Origin of the sequence: Pedobacter sp. SAFR-022 (assembly GCF_051965375.1) — a bacterium.
Lineage (GTDB): Bacteria > Bacteroidota > Bacteroidia > Sphingobacteriales > Sphingobacteriaceae > Pedobacter.
Genome location: NZ_JBQCME010000008.1, coordinates 12,940 through 30,664 on the forward strand (window position 1 = coordinate 12,940; position 17,725 = coordinate 30,664).

Genomic DNA, 17,725 nt, shown 5'->3' on the forward strand with positions numbered 1-17,725 from the left:
AAATGAAGCATTTTCAGCCCACACCTGCTAGAAACTTTCTGGTAAGCCTAAGGCTTCGGCAGTTTCTGCAAATTTGGGCGTATATGCCTTTTTGAGCAATTTATTTAGCGCGTCCTGCAGATCAAACTGCAGGTCTTCATGTAGTTTCAGGAATTTCTTATAAACGGAAAGTGTCGTACGTAGAAAGTACAACACCATCCGGTCATTATATTTACTTAAAGTGGCGTGAATACTTGCGGTCAGCACCAGTGGAATCTGGTTCAGCAGCTGCATACGAAGCTCAATTTCCGAGTTCAGATCTTTCGTTACTTTATAGTGGTGATTGATCTTACCATTGAGGGTACGCAGCAGAAGCAGGGTATCCTTCACGTTGAACCTGGTATTTGCTGTCAGGGCAGCGATGTTATCTTCAATCAATTCTGAAAGGGCCAATCTTCGTCCTTCCAAATCTGAAGCATCCTCCAGCAGCTTGAAGTGCAAGTGTTCGGTAAGGATCTTATCTTTCGCAATCAACCGCAGCAGCAGCTTATCCTTTTCCTTTGCAGGCAGAGCAGTGATGGCGTATTTAAGATCCTTATGTTCGCTTAAAACCATTAAAACGGGTTATCTTTCAAGTACTTCTCCCAGTTCCATGCCGAACGCATCATCTCCTGAATGCCAAGTTCAGCCTTCCAGCCTAGTTCATTTGCAGCTTTGGTCACGTCTCCGTAAACCTGCTCAATATCCCCTTCTCTCCTTGGACCAATCTGGTAATTTAGCTTTTCACCTGTTGATTCTTCAAAGGCATGGATGATCTCCAGTACCGATGAACCTTTACCGGTTCCAAGGTTAAACACCTCATAATTAGCGCTGGCCACCTTACTTTCCAAACGCTTAATAGCAGCAACGTGCGCTTTAGCAAGATCTACCACGTGAATGTAATCGCGGATCGCACTGCCGTCCGGGGTATTGTAGTCGTTACCATAAACCGTTATCGGACCACGTTTGCCTATCGCAGACTGTGTGATAAAGGGCACCAGGTTCTGCGGTACGCCAATCGGAAGTTCGCCGATCAGTGCAGATTCATGGGCGCCTACAGGGTTAAAATACCTTAAAGAGGTCACGAACAGCTCCGGGCTCACTGCACAGGCCTCAGACAACATTTCTTCAGCGATCTGTTTGGTGTTACCATAAGGAGATTCCGCTCTCTTAACCGGGGCAGCTTCTGTTACCGGCAACTGGTCTGGCTGGCCATATACTGTACACGATGAAGAGAATACAAAATCAATCTTGCTGTTAAAAGCAAAAAGCAGGTTAAGCAGTGAGTAAAAGTTATTCCTATAGTACTTCAGAGGTTGCTGTACCGACTCCCCTACTGCTTTGAAAGCAGCAAAATGGATCACACCTGTAATGTCTGTGTTTGACGCTACAAAGTCCTTTACTTTTGCTTCATCACATAGATCCAGCTCTACAAACTCCGGCTTCTTACCGGTGATTGTTTCTAGCTGGTTTAATATCTTAGGATTTGAATTTGAAAAATCATCAACGATGATGACATCATAACCTGCTGCATATAGTTCTACTACAGTGTGTGAGCCGATGAAGCCCGTACCACCGGTAACTAGTATCTTTGCCATTTACTATTTATTATAAGTTGTAAAATCTTTATGTTCAACGTTAACCAAAGCTTCTTGAGGAAGGGTTTTAAAATATTCATAGGTGATCTTCAAACCTTCTTCCCTGCTCACCTTCGGCTGCCATCCTAAAATCTCTTTTGCTTTTGTGATATCCGGACGACGCTGTTTTGGATCATCCACCGGAAGATCTCTAAGCACCAGCTTTTGTGTGGTACCAGTCAGTTTAATGATCTCCTCGCCAAACTGCTTAATCGTAATTTCATCCGGGTTACCGATGTTCATCGGTAGTGCATAGTCGCTGAATAACAAACGATAAATACCCTCGATCAGGTCATCCACATAACAGAATGAACGGGTTTGTGAGCCATCGCCAAACACGGTAAGATCTTCACCCCTTAGCGCCTGACCAATAAAAGCAGGTAATACACGTCCATCATTCAGTCGCATTCTAGGACCATAGGTATTGAAAATCCTTACAATCCTGGTCTCCAGACCGTGGAAAGTATGATAGGCCATGGTCATGGCTTCTTGAAAACGTTTCGCTTCATCATATACACCCCTGGGACCAACCGGGTTTACATTACCCCAGTATTCCTCAGGCTGTGGATTTACGTTTGGATCACCGTAAACCTCCGAAGTAGAAGCGATGATCATTCTTGCACCTTTAGTACGTGCAAGTCCAAGCAGGTTGTGGGTACCCAGGGAACCTACCTTTAAGGTTTGAATCGGGATCTTTAAATAGTCGATTGGACTTGCTGGAGAAGCGAAATGAAGTATATAGTCCAGGTCACCAGGAACATATACAAACTTTGACACGTCATGATGCGCAAATTCGAAGTTCTCCAGTGGAAATAGGTGTTCAATATTCTTTAAATCTCCGGTAATCAGGTTGTCCATTGCAATCACATGGAAATCTTCTTTTATAAACCTGTCGCACAAGTGCGAACCTAAGAAACCGGCAGCACCGGTGATTAATACTCTTTTGCGTTTCATTTATTTGAGATATAAGTAAGGGTATGACGTTGTACGATTGCAATAGCCTTGGCCGTCTTTAAACTGCCTTTTCTTTAAATTTGTTTCCCTTTAATTTAATTCGGGTATCTTCGGCTAAGATAATAAATAAACATACAAAATGATTTTCCTTTATAATATTGGCATTTTCCTTTACGGACTGATGGTCAGGCTCATCGCTACATTTAACCCTAAAGCGAAACAATTTGTAGAGGGCAGAAAACACATCTTCAAACAAATTGCTGAACGCATCAGCAATGCCGACAAACATATTTGGTTTCATTTCGCTTCGCTTGGTGAATTTGAACAGGGCCTCCCGGTGCTGGAGAAAATCAAGGCAGAATACCCCGGTAAAAAGATCGTTGTAACCTTTTTCTCTCCCTCAGGATATGAGGTCCGGAAGAACTATGCCCTTGCTACAGGTGTATTCTATCTGCCATTGGATACCCGCAGCAATGCAGAAAGGTTTATTGAAGCGATCAATCCTGAACTTGCCATATTCACAAAGTATGAATTCTGGCACCATTACTTTAAAGCACTTTCCGCGAGGGAAATCCCGCTATTTCTGATCTCCGGTATCTTCCGTCCGGATCAGATCTTTTTCAAATTCTACGGCGGATTTAACCGTAACATCCTTAGGCAGGTAAACTGGTTCTTTGTACAAAACCAGCAAAGCGTAGATCTGCTGAAGTCATTAGACATCACTCAGGTAAGTATTGCAGGCGATACCAGGTTCGACCGGGTAGCCGAGAACGCAGCAAATCCGCCAGCCTTAACATTGGTCCAGACTTTCGCGGAAGGCAGTAAGGTCTTCATCGCCGGAAGCACTTGGCCCGCAGATGAAAGCATGATAAAAGCCCTTGACGCAGAAATTCAAGACTGGAAGATCATTCTTGCGCCGCATGAAATTGCTGCTGATCACCTGAAGCAGATCGAGAGCCTTTTTCCAACAGCCATCCGGTATTCAAACTTAAATGCTGAAAATGCCGCGGCATCGAGAATCCTGCTAATCGACAACATCGGGATGTTATCCTCCCTTTATCAGTATGCCCGTGTAGCCTACATTGGCGGTGGATTTGGCGTGGGCATCCACAATACCTTAGAAGCAGCAGCCTTCGGCCTGCCCGTGATCTTCGGACCAAACTACCGCAAATTTCAGGAAGCACATGACCTGCTAAAGCTGGGTGCCGCAAAAAGTATAGAAGAAGAGCAGTCGTTAATTACTGCTTTCCAGCTGTTGAAAAACAACCAGAAAGCAGCACAGCTTGCCAAAGAATATGTAGCACAACAGAAAGGTGCCACCGCAAGCATCTATGATAAGATCAGGAAATACCTGAATTAATTTTTAATCATCTGGATCATCGCTTCGATCCATTTCGGGTGATCATTTAGGCTGGCAACCAACTGTACTTCATCGCCACCAAGCTTCTTAAACTCCTCCCCGTATTCAACGGTAACCTCGTATAAGGTCTCCAGACAATCTGCAACGAATGCCGGACAGAATACCAACAGCCTTTTCTTCCCTTGCGCAGCCAGATCTTTCAGCACATCACTAGTGTAGGGTTGCACCCATGGTTCCTTACCCAGGCGGCTCTGGAAGCATACCGAAAACTTCTCCGAAGGAATGTTCAATTCTGCGGCAATCAAACGTGCCGTATCATGACTTTGTGCGGAATAGCAAAACTTGTTTACATCAGTAAGTCTGGAACAGCAATCCGCAGTTTTAAGGCAATGTTTTCCAGAAACATCACATTTGATCAGCTGACGTTCCGGTAAGCCATGAAAGCTAAATAACACATGATCATACGTTTCCGGTTGATACTTTTTCGCATTATCCGCAAAAGCCTCAATCATCAGTTTATTATCATGGAAGGAGTTTACAAAGCTCACATTTGGTATGGTTGGCCATTTTCCAACGATCTCCATCACCTTCTGAATTACAGAACCTGTACTCGCAGAAGCGTATTGCGGGAACAAAGGCAACACCCGGATGCTATCCACCAGCCCTGCCCGGAGTTTCGCAAGTGCAGACTCAATCGAAGGATTCTGATAACGCATTGCGAGCTCCACCTGGTATTCGTCACCAAGCTGTTCGCGAACCATCGCCAGCTGTACTTCACTGAAATACAACAAAGGCGAGCCATTCTCATCCCAGATCTCTTTGTATAATTTTGCCGTCTTAGGGCTCCTGAACGGAACAATAATACCGCGAACCAACAGGTTCCGGTTTAAAGTAGGAATGTCAATCACACGTTCATCCATCAGAAACTCATCAAGATACTTACGCACATCCTTCACCTCCGGACTATCCGGCGTTCCCAAATTCACTAATAGTACACCCTTTTTTCCCATATATATTCAGGCATCAAACCGCCTGATTCGTTTAAATTTTAATATAATTGAATTTCTTCCTTAACCTTTTCCATGAGCCACATTGGAGTGGATGTTGCCCCACAAATGCCGACACGATCGTTCGGACTAAACCAGCTTTTATCAAGCTCATCAACAGCAGATATGAAGTAGCAATGTTCATTATATTTCTTGCAGACATCATACAAGACCTTTCCATTGGAAGACTTCTTACCAGAAACAAATACAATCTTGTCATAATCGACCACAAACTTTGCGAGATCTTCATATCGGTTGGAAACCTGTCTGCAGATCGTGTCATTCGCTTTTACGTCATAACCTTTATTGATCAGGTGATCCTTAATGGCGTAAAACTTATCCGTGCTTTTAGTCGTCTGGCTATATAAAGTGAACTTTTGTGGCAGGTTCAGCTGCTCCAACTCCGCAACATCCTGGAAAACCAGGGCTTCCCCGTTGGTCTGCCCCTGTAAACCGATCACTTCCGCATGTCCATGTTTACCGAAGATCACGATCTGTTCTTTTTCATCATGGGAATTCTTGATGCGGTTCTGCAACTTTAACACCACCGGGCAGGATGCATCGATGAGTGTAAGCTGATTTTCTAAAGCAATCTGATAAGTAGATGGCGCCTCCCCATGTGCACGGATCAGCACTTTCTCCTGGCGCAGGTTCTTCAGGTCATCATGATCAATGATTCGAAGCCCTTTGTCGGTAAGCCTTTTCACCTCTTCATCGTTGTGTACAATGTCGCCCAGGCAATACAGGTAATCCTCCCGGTCCAGAATATCTTCTGCCATATCAATGGCATAAACCACGCCGAAGCAGAAGCCCGATGCTTTGTCAATGTTTACAGCTAAATTATAACTCATCCAGGTTGCAAGTTTAAGCCACAAATTTACACAAAAAGGCAGTACATTATTACGACTTCTGTTTACCGGAGGTCAATAATTGTTTGCTCAGCGCTTTTACGTAAATCACCAGCAGCATGGCCATTTGTAAGGGATGGGTAAGCACGGTGTATACCGGGTTTTGGAGGGTTAAAAAAGCCGTCATCACCCGGGAAAGAAAAATCAGTCCGATTGGCAGCACCAGCACCTTGATGTCAAAACCGATCAGCACAATTAATGGCCCTAAAACCACGAGAAAGACATAAAGAAAGGCTACCAGTAAGTTGCCATTGAAGTACAATTTCAAGTTTTCAGCCGCAGTAGACAATGCTTCTTCGTCATTATGTTTCGGGCGTTTATACAGGAAAGTATTGCCCAGCAACACCTCCGCTTTCTGCTGGTCCTGCTTCACCATCCTGAGCAACTCGGATGGCCCCTTTTTCAGATCAAGGCGCCCCAGCCATTCATTGGCAAAGCATTTTTCTGCATCGACAAAAAGACAATCCCGGCTTGAAACCGAAAGCACCGGCGTTCTAAAAAGCCGTACCAGTCGTAGCGGAACCATATTCAGCAGTATAAAATCGCTCAATGGAACCAACAGCTGCTGCCGGAAACTTTTTACAACCTGCGTTGGAATAACACTGATGATGCCGAGTTTAAAGATCCGGATTCTATAGATCAAGGAATTCAGCAAGCCTGCCTGAATATGGGTGTTTGAGTCCAGCAGCATCAGGTAATTCCCCTGGGCACGGCTCTCAATCCATGAATAATCGTTTAAGTAGCCCTGAAGCATCGAAAAGCGGGCGTCCTGGCTGCAGAATTGGGCAACGGTTTCTTCATCATGCTGTTCCATTTCGTTATAGCAGATGAACACTTCAAAGTTGGAGAAATCCTGCAGTTTTATAGAATCCAAGAGGTTCAGAAGATTGCTTTCTTCATTCCGCAGCATGATAACAATGGATACGGAGGAGGCAAAAGCAGGTCGGAAAGCACTAAGTTTAGGGTTGGATAGAAAATTAAATAGCGTTACGGTAAACCGAAGCACAAGGAAAACGAGTACCGTAAACGTAAAGACGATCATATCAACTTAAATAAACACCGTCTTCCTCATTAGGTACATCCATCACAACATCAATATGCTCTTTTAATACCGTAGCCATTTTCAGCCCTACAAAATCAGTTGCTATTGGAAAGATCTTATGACTCCTGTCTACCAGAACAACCGTTCTGATCTTCTTATGCGGCGTATTCAGAAATACACCGAGCCCATAAGCAAGGGTTCGACCGCTATTTAAAACATCATCTACGATAATGATCACCTTGTTCTTCCATTTCGCCTCCTCAAGGTCGGTTTTGGCAACCAGTTTACTGTTCTCTTTTTCCAGGTCAATCCGCAGCAGCAAAATATTAAGGCTTGAAATCTCCTGAAGTTTGCTTTGCAGCCTTAATGCAAACTTGTAACCTCTATCCCAGATACCAGCAAGCACGATCTCCTTCTCATTTAGGTTATCTTCCAATATCTGGTACGCTATCCTGTTAATCTTCTGCTGAATTTGTGTTTTGTCTAAGATGAGTAATGGAGAATCTGCCATAGAATATGTTTTACCCTGCAAAAAGAACAATTTAAACGGGTTTAATCAAATATCCTAAAAATATTTACTTTTCACTGCAACGTTTTTGAAGCATCTGCGTCTAATCCATAAACATACCAAGCAGAACATGAGAAAGATCTATACAACATCAGCCATCCTGTTTATCGGCGCCTTGTTATTTAGCAGCAGCGTATTTGCACAATACACTAAGAACATCGCAGTCAACAACTTCAGCAAGGTCAGCGTGTCCAGTGGCATCGATCTATACCTTAGCCAAGGCAGCACAGAGTCCGCTAAGGTTGTTGGAGACAAGGAGCTTGTAGAGAAGATTGTGCTTCAAAAGGAAGGGAACCATTTAACCATCAGGTTCAAGGAAAACAGCAGCTGGTCTGGCATGTTCAGAAATAGACAAGGCATAAAGGTGTACCTGAGCTTCAAGAATTTAGATGAACTTTCTTCCAGTGGCGGTAGCGATGTGTACACACAAAATACGATTAAGACCAATAGGTTAACCTTGGCCAGCTCCGGCGGTTCAGACGTAGACATGAATATCGTCTGCAAAGACATTTCCATAAAGGCAAGTGGAGGTTCAGATGTTGACCTTAAAGGTTCGGCAACGAATATGAATCTGGATATCAGCGGCGGTAGTGATGTAGACGCTGAGGCTTTCAGCGTAGACTACGCAAAGGTACATGCCAGCGGTGGTTCAGATGCAGATGTCCGCGTAAACAAGGCGCTTGAAGCGGATGCAAGCGGCGGCAGTGACGTTACTTTCAGCGGTGATGCTTCTTACAAGAAAACATCATCTTCCAAAAGTGGAAGCGTAAAGCGTAAAAATTAGTTAGTTTGAGTTTTTAGTTAAGAAACCCGGCCGGATGGATGTCCTGCCGGGCTTTTTTATGCACGTTTGGTCTTGTATGGGTAGTAAATGAAGTTTGCACCTTCAGGCACAATCACAAATACACACATGAAGTCCTCAGGCTTCTTGTAGCTTTTCAAAAACAGCACCTTCTTTTCAGGGTTGATGATACCTTTTTCCACAAACTCCTCCAAGGTAGAAGCCTGTATCGTCCAGTTGGTATTCAACTCCTCGCGGTTCAGGATCACTTCGCCGATACTTACACTGTGCTGATGTGCAATAAAAATCGGATGTGAGGAAATTCCCTCAAACATGATGTCAATGGCCACCTCCCGGATGGAGTCTGCATACAGATCCAGATCCTTCTCGAGACTTACCAGCGGACTCTCCTTCTTCTTGTCTTTCTTTTCGCCTTCCGGCTGCTGGGGCATTAATTCTTCTATATCCATTAATTAGCTTTAAGTTTAAGTAAAACAACGTTCTCCACATGTTGTGTGTGAGGAAACATATCTACTGGTTTAATCCGGACCACATTGTATTTCTCATTCAGCAATGCGATGTCTCTGGCCTGCGTTGCCGCATTACAACTTACATAAACAATCTTCTCGGCTTCCATTTCCAGCAAACGGGCTACCACATCCGCGTGCATCCCCGCACGTGGTGGATCGGTAATAACGACATCCGGTTTACCATGACTTTCAATGAATGAGGCTGTAAGAATGTCCTTCATGTCACCCGCATAGAAGATGGTGTTGTCAATGCCATTCAGCGCACTGTTAAACTTGGCATCTTCAATTGCAGTTGGAACATATTCAATACCTACCACTTGCTTTACGCCACCGGCCACAAAGTTTGCAATGGTACCTGCACCTGTGTAAAGGTCATAAACCAGCTCATCGCCTTTAAAGCCAGCAAACGCTTTGGTAATCTTATACAGTTCATAAGCCTGTGCCGAGTTCGTCTGGTAAAACGACTTCGCACCGATCTTAAATTTAAGACCATTCATCTCTTCAAAGATGTGATCGCGACCTGCGAAGGTGATCACTTCCTGATCAAAGATGGTATCATTCTTCTTTTGATTGATGATGTAAAGTAAAGACGTAATTTGCGGAAACTCCTGCTGCAGATAGGTCATCAACCCCTCGATCTGCTCCTGCTCCACATAAGCGAATACCACTACCACCATCACTTCTCCTGTTGAGGAGGTCCGGATGATCAGGTTACGCAAATTGCCAGTATGATTACGCAGATCATAAAAACTAAGTCCCATACGCAATGCATAGTTCCTAACCTGATTACGAAGCGTATTTGAGGGTTCTGCCTGCAAATAGCAGTGCTGAATGTCTAATATCTTATCGAAACGCAAGGGTACGTGGAAACCAAGGGCATTCATCTCCAACTCGGAGGTATCATCCATGTCACCGCGGTTCAACCAGCGTTTGTTCGAGAAAGTATACTCCAGCTTATTCCGGTAATAGGTATCTTCTGCAGAACCCAAAATAGGCTCCATCATGGAGGTATCCACTTTACCCAAACGCTGTAAAGCAGCTTCTACACTTTTATATTTAAATTGAAGCTGTGCTTCATATTGCATGTGTTGCCACTTACAACCGCCACAGGTGCCAAAGTGCTGGCAAAAAGGATCTGTCCTAAGCGCAGAACTGGTGTGCAAGGTTTCTATAACCGCTTCTGCGAAGTTCTTTTTCTTTCTAACTACACGTGCATCAACCACATCACCTGGTACGGCTTTCTCTACAAATACAACAAGATCTTCCGCTTTTGCAACACCCTTACCTTCTTCTGCGATATCAATTATGTGCAAGTCCTGAAGGATACTTACTACTCCGTCTTTTCTTTTTCTACTCATCAGAATGCAAATTTAAGATTTTTATGCATGAAGGAGGAAAAATTCAGGCAATAGCAAGCCCATGTAACGTTTTAACGGTACACAGGAAACAAGAAATCAGGATCTCAAACTTCTACTTGTCAAAGAATTTTAGTAAAAAACCAAAAACACCCCCAACCAGGTTAAAGCTCATATCAAATTTCTCCTCTACCAAAACTGAAAATTCTAAAACCTCTTTGCTCATGATAAACGGCGATATATACCAAATATAGCAGATTTCATACCAAAAACTAGAACGGTCTATGTTAAGAATTTGTAAAGTAAAACGCCGGACCTGCTACAAAGATTTATAAAGCAGCTTTAACCAAGAATGGAAGCAGATCTTTTTGGAAACTCACAAAGTTTTTTCTAACGTCAGACTCGCTAACGGAGGTAAATGCAAATGAAAATACAATGCTTTTGCTCGCTTTAAGCAAAAATGCAAGGCCCTCACGTCGGGAAGGATTGTTTTTAAAATGATCCAGTTCCAGATATGCTGCCAATAGCAGCGATTCCAACTGATCCGATAAATGTTTCAGAAACTCCTGCGAGTTGGCATTTTCGCGAACGAAATCCCAACCGATAAATTCATTACACACGGTATAGGTTAACCGGCAGGTTTTCATCACCAATGCAGTAAGATGGGCTTCCTCATTGGTAAACTGGGCTTTGTTCTTCAGGATCTCTTTCAGGTTCAAATCCAGGTAGTCCATCAGAATGGCGTCCAGAATCTGCTCCTTACTTTCAAAGTACTTGTATATGGTAGCCTTGGCGATACGCGCCTTCTTGGCAATCTCATTTACACTGGTCTTATGATAGCCATATTTGCGAAATAAGTCCTTTGCGGCCCTAATTATGCTTTCTTTAATCTTTTCTGGTTCCATTTAATTAGTGACCTGTATTAGTTGACTGCCCTGAATGCGGACGGTATACGTTTTTAAATAGTGAACTGCCGGGGCTTTCTGTGGACTGCCATCCATCAGTAACCATTTGGCCCCGGTACAAGGATCTGTAACGGTAATACCACCGGCATCCGGTACAATCTTACACAAATTCTCCGGATTAACAGGACTGCAGCGGTCATAAGCTTTATAACCTGTTGCGGTAGCAACAATAAGCAGGCCTGCAACACCCACATCAGGCACCTCATAGATACCATTCTTTGCCTGAATGTTAAACTGCTGAATGGTAAGCGAATAGTTTAGCGGAATCTCCGGCACATACCCTTCCCCTTTCGAGCAGCTTAGCAATACCAGCAACAGCAACCATATATACTTAGGCTTGCACAATACGTCTAAATTAATGCACTTTTAAACTGCTTAAGGAAACGTACATCGTTTTCAGAGAACAGACGCAGATCCTTAATCTCGAACTTCAGGTTGGCAATACGTTCGATACCCATACCGAAAGCAAAACCGCTGTATTTCTTGCTGTCGATACCACAGTTTTCCAGAACATTCGGGTCAACCATACCACAGCCTAAAATTTCCACCCAGCCGCTGTATTTGCACAGCTGACAGCCATCACCTTTACAGATCGTACAGCTGATGTCCATCTCTGCTGATGGCTCTGTGAAGGGGAAGTAAGATGGTCTGAAACGCACCTTAGTACCTTCACCATAAAGCTCCTGCACAAAGTAAAATAACGTTTGCTTCAGATCAGCAAAAGAAACCTTCTCATCAACATATAAACCTTCTACCTGGTGGAAGAAGCAGTGTGCACGCGCAGAAATGGCCTCATTGCGGTACACCCGGCCTGGCATCAAAGCCCGGAAAGGCGGTTTACCATGCTCCATCATCCGCACCTGTACCGAAGAGGTATGGGTACGCAGGGCAATATCCCCTTTTTCACCGCCCTTTTTGATGAAGAACGTGTCCTGCATATCTCTAGCAGGGTGCTCTTCAGGGAAGTTTAAGGCCGAGAAATTATGCCAGTCATCCTCAATCTCCGGTCCTTCTGCAACGATGAAACCAAGTTTATTGAAGATCTCCACAATCTCTCTTCGAACCAATGCAAGTGGGTGACGGGCACCCACTTCAAATCCTTCGCCGGGTAAGGTCAGGTCCATACCGGCATCTTTGCCGCCCTGCTCCTGACTACTCTCTTCTTTTAAGCTTTGGTATTTTGCTTCTGCAAGTTGCTTGAATTCATTTAACACCTTACCCAGCGTTCTTTTCTCCTCTGGTGAAACGGCTTTAAACGCATCAAATATATCTTTGATTATCCCCTTGGTACCAAGGAATTTTATTCTGAATTGCTCCAGCTCATCCGCATTCGTCGTGCTGAATGCATTGATCTCCGCTGTGTATTGTGTTATCTTGTCTTGTAACATGCCGCAAATATACTGCTTAAAAAAGAATTATATTACTCCAAGGTCCTTACCAACCTTGGTGAAAGCTTCAATGGCTTTATCTAAATGATGTTGCTCATGTGCTGCCGATAACTGTACCCTGATCCTGGCTTTTCCTTGCGGAACAACCGGATAGTAGAAACCAATCACGTAAATACCTTCGTCAAGCATCTTCGCGGCAAACTCCTGTGCAAGCTTGGCATCATATAACATTACCGGTACGATCGGGTGAATACCCTCCTTAATATCAAAACCCGCTTCCGTCATTTTCTTACGGAAATACATGGTGTTGTATTCTAGTTTGTCTCTTAATGCTGTCGTCTCGTTCAGCATGTCCAGCACCGCTACTGAAGCGCCCGCAATACCCGGAGCCAAAGTATTGGAGAAAAGATAAGGTCTTGAACGTTGGCGCAGCATATCGATGATCTCTTTACGGCCGGCAGTAAAACCACCTGAAGCACCGCCAAGCGCTTTACCCAATGTTCCGGTGATGATGTCAATACGGTCCATCACGTCATAGTGCTCATGTGTACCGCGACCGTTCTTACCCATAAACCCCGAGCAGTGCGACTCATCGATCATCACTAAAGCTTCATATTTATCTGCCAGGTCGCAGATCTTGTCTAGCTGCGCAATGGTACCATCCATGGAAAATGCCCCATCGGTCACGATGATCCGGTGTCTGCAGCCCTTAGCTTGTTGCAACTGCGCTTCAAGATCGGCCATATTATTGTGTTTATACCGGAAACGTTTGGCTTTACATAAACGCACACCGTCGATGATCGAAGCATGGTTCAGTTCATCGGAGATGATGGCATCCTGATCATTGAACAGGGGCTCAAAAACACCGCCATTCGCGTCAAAAGCTGCAGCATACAAGATGGTATCTTCCGCACCAAGGAAGCTGGATAACTTTGCTTCCAATTCTTTATGCACATCCTGCGTACCGCAAATAAATCGAACGGATGACATCCCATAACCATGTTTATCCAATGCTTGTTTTGAGGCTTCAATAACCCTTGGATCTGATGATAACCCAAGATAGTTGTTTGCACAGAAATTGATCACTTCCTGACCAGTGCTCACTTTGATATCGGCACCCTGGGGACTGGTGATGATTCTTTCACGTTTGTATAATCCGTCTTTCTCGATTTGTTCTAGTTCTTGTTGAAGAACCGGCTGCAGTGTTTTGTACATAAATGTCTATATTGATGTACCAAAGTTAGGCAATTCCCACCTTTGCTGCTAACCCTAATCATGATGAGTTGTCAAACTTTCATACAGGAGATGCTGTTAACGCATATCTTTAGGGCATTAAACGGCCTCTTAATTCATTTATGAACAAACTCTTTCTCGTTTTCTTACTAATTCTCTCAGGTTTTCAGCAAGTCCATGCACAACAAATTAAGGTTCGTGGAACGATTAAAGACACTCAGGGTGCAGCGGTTTCCTTCGCTTCTGTTTACGTTAAAGAAACAAGTAAAGGCACCTCAGCAAATATCGACGGGGTGTACACCATCATGGTTGACCCAGGACAGCATACCCTGTTATACAAAGCTATCGGGTTTAAACCAGTAGAGATCACGATAAACCCAGCCGAAGGGCTTAGGCAAGACGTGGTCCTGCCTACAGAAACCTACACGCTGGAGGGGGTAACCATCTCCGCCAATGCGGAAGACCCTGCCTACGAGATCATCCGGCAGGCCATAAAAAGAAGAAAAGCACACCTGGAGGAAGTGGAGGAATTCAGCTGTAATGTCTACATCAAAGGCCTTCAAAAGCTGGTTGGCGCACCTAAAAAGTTCTTCGGCAGGGACATACAGAAAACGCTGGATCTGGATACCAACCGCAAAGGCATCCTCTATCTCTCCGAATCACAGTCCATCTACAACTACCAGCAGCCCGACAAAATTCACGAAGAAATGATCTCTTCAAAGGTTGCAGGCCGGAATAATGCCTTCAGTTTCAACAAAGCTTCAGACCTGAACATCAACTTTTACAATAACATGCTGCTGGAAAACGTATTAAGTTCCCGTGGCTTTGTTTCTCCACTGGCAGATAATGCCCTGTTTTATTACAACTATAAGTTCCTGGGTATGTCTACCCACAGCGGCGAAACCATCAACAAGATCCAGGTCATTCCACGCAGAGAACATGACCCCGTATTCCGGGGGATCATGTACATCACCGATGACAGCTGGCGCTTACTGGGTGCAGAACTTTACCTGACTAAAAACACCGGGGTAAACCTGATCGATACATTGAACATCAAACAGCAGTTTATCAAAGTCGATAATGCCTACATGCCTTCGAATGTTAATTTTCAATTTAATGGTAATGTGATGGGCTTTAAGTTCGAGGGCTACTACCTTGGCGTTTACACGCAGTATAACCTGCGCCCAAACTTCCCAAAAGGCTTCTTTACCGGCGAGCTGCTGAAAGTACCGCAAACGGTAAACAAAAAGGATTCGATCTATTGGGCGGAAAACCGGCCAATTCCGCTAACATCCGAAGAGCGGGCAGACTATATCCGTAAAGATCAGATCGAACAGCTGAAAGTTTCCAAACGTTACCTCGATTCATTGGAGCGGAGCATCAATAAATTCTCCGTCAGCAGACTCCTGTTGAGCGGTCATAGCATCAATAACCGTTACGACAAGCGCTATCTGAAGTTGGATCCGGTGTTAAAGTCCATGTTTTACAATACAGTGGAGGGCATTGGTATCAACTACGGGCTCACCTATCTACAAGAACTCTCTAACTACCGCTCCTATACCATACGCCCTGAAGTCCGATACGGCTTCGCCTCGGAGACGGTCACCGCAAATCTGAACGCGACCTACATTTACAACCCGGCAAAAAGGGCCAGCATAAACTTCGGTGTGGGTTCCGGTGTGTACGATCTAAACCGTTATGGCACCATGACGATGCTATCAAATTCGTTGAACAACCTGTTATTCGAACGAAACTTCATGAAATTATACCGGAAGTCGTTCCTTTCCGCAGGTACATCCAGGGAAATCTTCACCGGATTACAGGGTAATGTAAACCTGGAATATTCGGAAAACAGGTTCCTGATGAACAATACCAGATTTAGGTTCTTTGAATACAGCGACCGTTCCTTCACTTCCAATAACCCATTCACGCCAGAAGCGGAAATACCATTGTTCCCTGACTACAAGGCCCTGACAGCTCGTGCCACCTTAACCTACAACATCGGCCGCAGGTTCATCACCCGTCCTGAAGGCAAGTTTTACCAGGAATCCAGATACCCGGAGGTACAGCTAAGCTATAGAAGAGGTATCAAAAACGTATTTGGTAGTGACGCGGACTACGACCTGCTGAACCTTGAAATATCACAGGAGCGCATTGGCGAAGGCTTATGGGGCTTCTCTTCTTTTATGATCAGTGCCGGTAAATTCCTGAACCGTGAAACGGTGTACTACCCGGATCGTAAACACTTCCGTGGTAACAACTCCCTGACCACCCTGCCGAATTTGCGCAAGTTCCAGTTTCTGGATTTCTACGAATACAGCACGGATCAGCAATACTTCGAAGCCCATTTTGAGCAGAACTTCGCCGGATTGATCATGAATAAATTACCGGTCATCAGGAAGCTAAAGCTGGAAGAACTGATCGGCGTTAACTTCCTGACGCAGCCCGACAAAAAGAATTACAAGGAATACTACTTCGGGCTGCAACGGTTGATATTCCGTGCAACCTATGGCTTTGCCTATGATGGTAACAAGAAAGTGCAACACGGATTCCGCATTTCATACGGCTTCTAGCGCGGCTGCCGCAGTACACCTGGTACCACAGGCAGCCCTTCGTTTCCGTCCGCACTCAGTGATTGTACGGCAAAGAAGTAGTTGTCTTTGGAATATGGAAGCTTAATGTTGGTTTCTGCAGTGAAGAACTTCTTTTGCCATACCGGACTGGAAGTCTCACGCATCAGTACATAATAGCCCTTTGTTTTACCGGTTGCCGGTGCTTTCCAGGTTAAACTTGTTGAATTGCCCAGTCCAGCAACCAGCATATTAACTTCCTGCGGCAGGGAAGGCGATTTCGCAAGGTTAGCCAGGTTACTCAGGTTCATAGCGGTATTCTTACGCAGGTATTCAAAGTCCATATACACTACCAGATCGCCGTATGCAATCCCGTTTTCCTTACGTACATCCTGGTGCTGGTGATAGAAGTTCTCGTTCATCTCGGTGATGCGCACAGCTGCATAGCCCTGTTGCTGGTACGGCGTATGATCGCCACCGCGCAGAAAACGGTCTGGGCGGTAGATCATCATCACCTGCAGGTTGTCCACGTAACGTTCGCCGGTTTCCTTCACATAACGGGCAAGCTGCCTCGACGGACTTTCATTCTCCAACCCCATAGACCGGATGGTTGCAGCCTTTTTCGCATCCAGCTCATAAACAGGAAGTCCCTCACTAAAAACACGAACCTGTGTATTGTTGATGATGTTCGTTTCATTGCTGTTGTTACTGCCCATAATGTCGTTGTTCAATACCGCAGCGATCTCCCAGTTATCGCGTTTGGCATTACGTGCCATAAAACCGGAGCCCAACAGCCCCTGCTCTTCCCCGCATACGGCCACGAAAATTATGGTAGCCGGGAAATTGTGTTTACTCATGATCCTGGCACATTCCATAACTGCCGCGGTGCCGCTGCCATCATCATTCGCACCAGGTGCATCACCCGTACGGTCCATCACGTTGGTACGCATATTATCCATGTGCCCGCTGATGATGAAAATACGTTTATCGTTCGGATCAGAACCCTTCAGGGTCGCCACCACATTGGTAAGCAGCACAGGCACATCAATACGGCGGCCGTCGGGCTGGTAAGTCGAGGTGTCCAGCTTGGCGGTTAATCGCCCGCCAGAAGTCTTTGCATAGCTATTAAAACGCGACAGGATCCACCTGCCGGCAGCACCAATGCCGCGCTTTTTGTCGGTAAGCGAACTCAGGGTATTGCGTGTACCGAAACTGACAAGTTTCTCCACGTGCGCTTTAAGCGAATCGGCGGAAACTTCTGTGACCATACCAGCAATCTCCGGGTCTTTATTGATCACAACAGGTGATTGTGCAGTCGCTGTAGCATACAAGCCACAGGCAATAATGAGCGTAGAAATTTTTTTCATGGG

The 17,725-nt window shown here is 44.9% G+C and carries 17 protein-coding genes; 3 read left to right on the forward strand and 14 right to left on the reverse strand.

Translation table 11 applies throughout. The annotated features are described in order from the left end of the window. Nucleotides 1–27: 27 nt before the first annotated feature. Genes ACTHQF_RS15820 through ACTHQF_RS15830 form a run of 3 tightly spaced genes read right to left on the reverse strand, consistent with a single transcriptional unit; the run spans nt 28 to nt 2,609 of the window. A complete protein-coding gene (locus ACTHQF_RS15820; RefSeq protein WP_440431682.1) occupies nt 28–594 on the reverse strand; it encodes a hypothetical protein in 567 nt (188 codons plus the stop codon). Then, nucleotides 594–1,616 carry a UDP-glucose 4-epimerase GalE gene (gene galE / locus ACTHQF_RS15825; RefSeq protein ID WP_440431684.1) on the reverse strand — a complete coding sequence of 341 codons (1,023 nt, stop codon included), beginning with the start codon at nt 1,614–1,616 and terminating at the stop codon, nt 594–596. Before galE ends, ACTHQF_RS15820 begins: the two co-directional genes overlap by 1 nt. A gap of 3 nt (nt 1,617–1,619) precedes the next feature. Beyond that, entirely contained in the window at nt 1,620–2,609 is a 990-nt protein-coding gene (locus ACTHQF_RS15830) for a UDP-glucuronic acid decarboxylase family protein (protein ID WP_440431686.1), read from the reverse strand. A gap of 139 nt (nt 2,610–2,748) precedes the next feature. On the opposite strand from ACTHQF_RS15830, the gene ACTHQF_RS15835 reads away from it, so the two are divergent. Beyond that, the gene (locus ACTHQF_RS15835) at nt 2,749–3,969 is read left to right on the forward strand and encodes a 3-deoxy-D-manno-octulosonic acid transferase (protein WP_440431688.1); all 1,221 of its coding nucleotides are present in this window, start codon (nt 2,749–2,751) and stop codon (nt 3,967–3,969) included. On the opposite strand, the gene hemH is transcribed toward ACTHQF_RS15835, so the two are convergent. From hemH to ACTHQF_RS15855, 4 genes are read right to left on the reverse strand one after another with little or no spacing between them, the layout of a single operon-like run. Next, nucleotides 3,966–4,979, reverse strand: coding sequence for a ferrochelatase (gene hemH, locus ACTHQF_RS15840; RefSeq protein ID WP_440431690.1), 1,014 nt, complete (start codon nt 4,977–4,979; stop codon nt 3,966–3,968). The two genes, ACTHQF_RS15835 and hemH, sit on opposite strands and share 4 nt — an antisense overlap. Nucleotides 4,980–5,017: 38 nt before the next feature. Then, nucleotides 5,018–5,866 (reverse strand): 4-hydroxy-3-methylbut-2-enyl diphosphate reductase, encoded by an 849-nt coding sequence (locus ACTHQF_RS15845; protein ID WP_440431692.1) that lies wholly within the window; start codon nt 5,864–5,866, stop codon nt 5,018–5,020. A 49-nt stretch (nt 5,867–5,915) separates the two neighbouring features. Next, the gene (locus ACTHQF_RS15850) at nt 5,916–6,965 is read right to left on the reverse strand and encodes a glycosyltransferase (protein WP_440431693.1); all 1,050 of its coding nucleotides are present in this window, start codon (nt 6,963–6,965) and stop codon (nt 5,916–5,918) included. Between the two features lies 1 nt (nt 6,966). Further along, on the reverse strand, nt 6,967–7,476 hold the full coding sequence (locus ACTHQF_RS15855) for a phosphoribosyltransferase family protein (RefSeq protein WP_440431695.1): 510 nt from the start codon (nt 7,474–7,476) through the stop codon (nt 6,967–6,969). 127 nt (nt 7,477–7,603) lie between these two features. On the opposite strand from ACTHQF_RS15855, the gene ACTHQF_RS15860 reads away from it, so the two are divergent. Next, nucleotides 7,604–8,317 (forward strand): head GIN domain-containing protein, encoded by a 714-nt coding sequence (locus ACTHQF_RS15860; RefSeq protein WP_440431697.1) that lies wholly within the window; start codon nt 7,604–7,606, stop codon nt 8,315–8,317. Between the two features lie 56 nt (nt 8,318–8,373). On the opposite strand, the gene ACTHQF_RS15865 is transcribed toward ACTHQF_RS15860, so the two are convergent. The 6 genes from ACTHQF_RS15865 to kbl all read right to left on the reverse strand — a co-directional run bounded on the left by ACTHQF_RS15865 (nt 8,374) and on the right by kbl (nt 13,767). Then, nucleotides 8,374–8,784, reverse strand: coding sequence for a hypothetical protein (locus tag ACTHQF_RS15865; protein ID WP_440431699.1), 411 nt, complete (start codon nt 8,782–8,784; stop codon nt 8,374–8,376). Beyond that, nucleotides 8,784–10,202, reverse strand: a complete 1,419-nt coding sequence (gene rlmD / locus ACTHQF_RS15870) for a 23S rRNA (uracil(1939)-C(5))-methyltransferase RlmD (protein WP_440431701.1) — start codon at nt 10,200–10,202, stop codon at nt 8,784–8,786. Before rlmD ends, ACTHQF_RS15865 begins: the two co-directional genes overlap by 1 nt. Before the next feature lie 326 nt (nt 10,203–10,528). After that, on the reverse strand, nt 10,529–11,104 hold the full coding sequence (locus tag ACTHQF_RS15875) for a TetR/AcrR family transcriptional regulator (protein WP_440431703.1): 576 nt from the start codon (nt 11,102–11,104) through the stop codon (nt 10,529–10,531). Next, nucleotides 11,105–11,509 (reverse strand): hypothetical protein, encoded by a 405-nt coding sequence (locus ACTHQF_RS15880; protein ID WP_440431704.1) that lies wholly within the window; start codon nt 11,507–11,509, stop codon nt 11,105–11,107. Nucleotides 11,510–11,514: 5 nt separating this feature from the next. After that, the gene (gene pheS / locus ACTHQF_RS15885) at nt 11,515–12,552 is read right to left on the reverse strand and encodes a phenylalanine--tRNA ligase subunit alpha (protein ID WP_440431706.1); all 1,038 of its coding nucleotides are present in this window, start codon (nt 12,550–12,552) and stop codon (nt 11,515–11,517) included. Between the two features lie 27 nt (nt 12,553–12,579). After that, on the reverse strand, nt 12,580–13,767 hold the full coding sequence (gene kbl, locus ACTHQF_RS15890) for a glycine C-acetyltransferase (protein ID WP_440431708.1): 1,188 nt from the start codon (nt 13,765–13,767) through the stop codon (nt 12,580–12,582). 140 nt (nt 13,768–13,907) lie between these two features. On the opposite strand from kbl, the gene ACTHQF_RS15895 reads away from it, so the two are divergent. Further along, the gene (locus ACTHQF_RS15895; RefSeq protein WP_440431710.1) at nt 13,908–16,358 is read left to right on the forward strand and encodes a DUF5686 and carboxypeptidase regulatory-like domain-containing protein; all 2,451 of its coding nucleotides are present in this window, start codon (nt 13,908–13,910) and stop codon (nt 16,356–16,358) included. Here ACTHQF_RS15895 and ACTHQF_RS15900 read toward each other — a convergent pair. Continuing rightward, the gene (locus ACTHQF_RS15900; protein ID WP_440431711.1) at nt 16,355–17,722 is read right to left on the reverse strand and encodes a M20/M25/M40 family metallo-hydrolase; all 1,368 of its coding nucleotides are present in this window, start codon (nt 17,720–17,722) and stop codon (nt 16,355–16,357) included. The two genes, ACTHQF_RS15895 and ACTHQF_RS15900, sit on opposite strands and share 4 nt — an antisense overlap. Between the last annotated feature and the right edge of the window lie 3 nt (nt 17,723–17,725).

What these genes read in the sequence shown, in the direction of transcription:
- ACTHQF_RS15820 (WP_440431682.1), bottom strand. Translation starts at nt 594, where the DNA reads ATGGTTTTAAGCGAACATAAGGATCTTAAATACGCCATCACTGCTCTG.
- galE (WP_440431684.1), bottom strand. Translation starts at nt 1,616, where the DNA reads ATGGCAAAGATACTAGTTACCGGTGGTACGGGCTTCATCGGCTCACAC.
- ACTHQF_RS15830 (WP_440431686.1), bottom strand. Translation starts at nt 2,609, where the DNA reads ATGAAACGCAAAAGAGTATTAATCACCGGTGCTGCCGGTTTCTTAGGT.
- ACTHQF_RS15835 (WP_440431688.1), top strand. Translation starts at nt 2,749, where the DNA reads ATGATTTTCCTTTATAATATTGGCATTTTCCTTTACGGACTGATGGTC.
- hemH (WP_440431690.1), bottom strand. Translation starts at nt 4,979, where the DNA reads ATGGGAAAAAAGGGTGTACTATTAGTGAATTTGGGAACGCCGGATAGT.
- ACTHQF_RS15845 (WP_440431692.1), bottom strand. Translation starts at nt 5,866, where the DNA reads ATGAGTTATAATTTAGCTGTAAACATTGACAAAGCATCGGGCTTCTGC.
- ACTHQF_RS15850 (WP_440431693.1), bottom strand. Translation starts at nt 6,965, where the DNA reads ATGATCGTCTTTACGTTTACGGTACTCGTTTTCCTTGTGCTTCGGTTT.
- ACTHQF_RS15855 (WP_440431695.1), bottom strand. Translation starts at nt 7,476, where the DNA reads ATGGCAGATTCTCCATTACTCATCTTAGACAAAACACAAATTCAGCAG.
- ACTHQF_RS15860 (WP_440431697.1), top strand. Translation starts at nt 7,604, where the DNA reads ATGAGAAAGATCTATACAACATCAGCCATCCTGTTTATCGGCGCCTTG.
- ACTHQF_RS15865 (WP_440431699.1), bottom strand. Translation starts at nt 8,784, where the DNA reads ATGGATATAGAAGAATTAATGCCCCAGCAGCCGGAAGGCGAAAAGAAA.
- rlmD (WP_440431701.1), bottom strand. Translation starts at nt 10,202, where the DNA reads ATGAGTAGAAAAAGAAAAGACGGAGTAGTAAGTATCCTTCAGGACTTG.
- ACTHQF_RS15875 (WP_440431703.1), bottom strand. Translation starts at nt 11,104, where the DNA reads ATGGAACCAGAAAAGATTAAAGAAAGCATAATTAGGGCCGCAAAGGAC.
- pheS (WP_440431706.1), bottom strand. Translation starts at nt 12,552, where the DNA reads ATGTTACAAGACAAGATAACACAATACACAGCGGAGATCAATGCATTC.
- kbl (WP_440431708.1), bottom strand. Translation starts at nt 13,767, where the DNA reads ATGTACAAAACACTGCAGCCGGTTCTTCAACAAGAACTAGAACAAATC.
- ACTHQF_RS15895 (WP_440431710.1), top strand. Translation starts at nt 13,908, where the DNA reads ATGAACAAACTCTTTCTCGTTTTCTTACTAATTCTCTCAGGTTTTCAG.
- ACTHQF_RS15900 (WP_440431711.1), bottom strand. Translation starts at nt 17,722, where the DNA reads ATGAAAAAAATTTCTACGCTCATTATTGCCTGTGGCTTGTATGCTACA.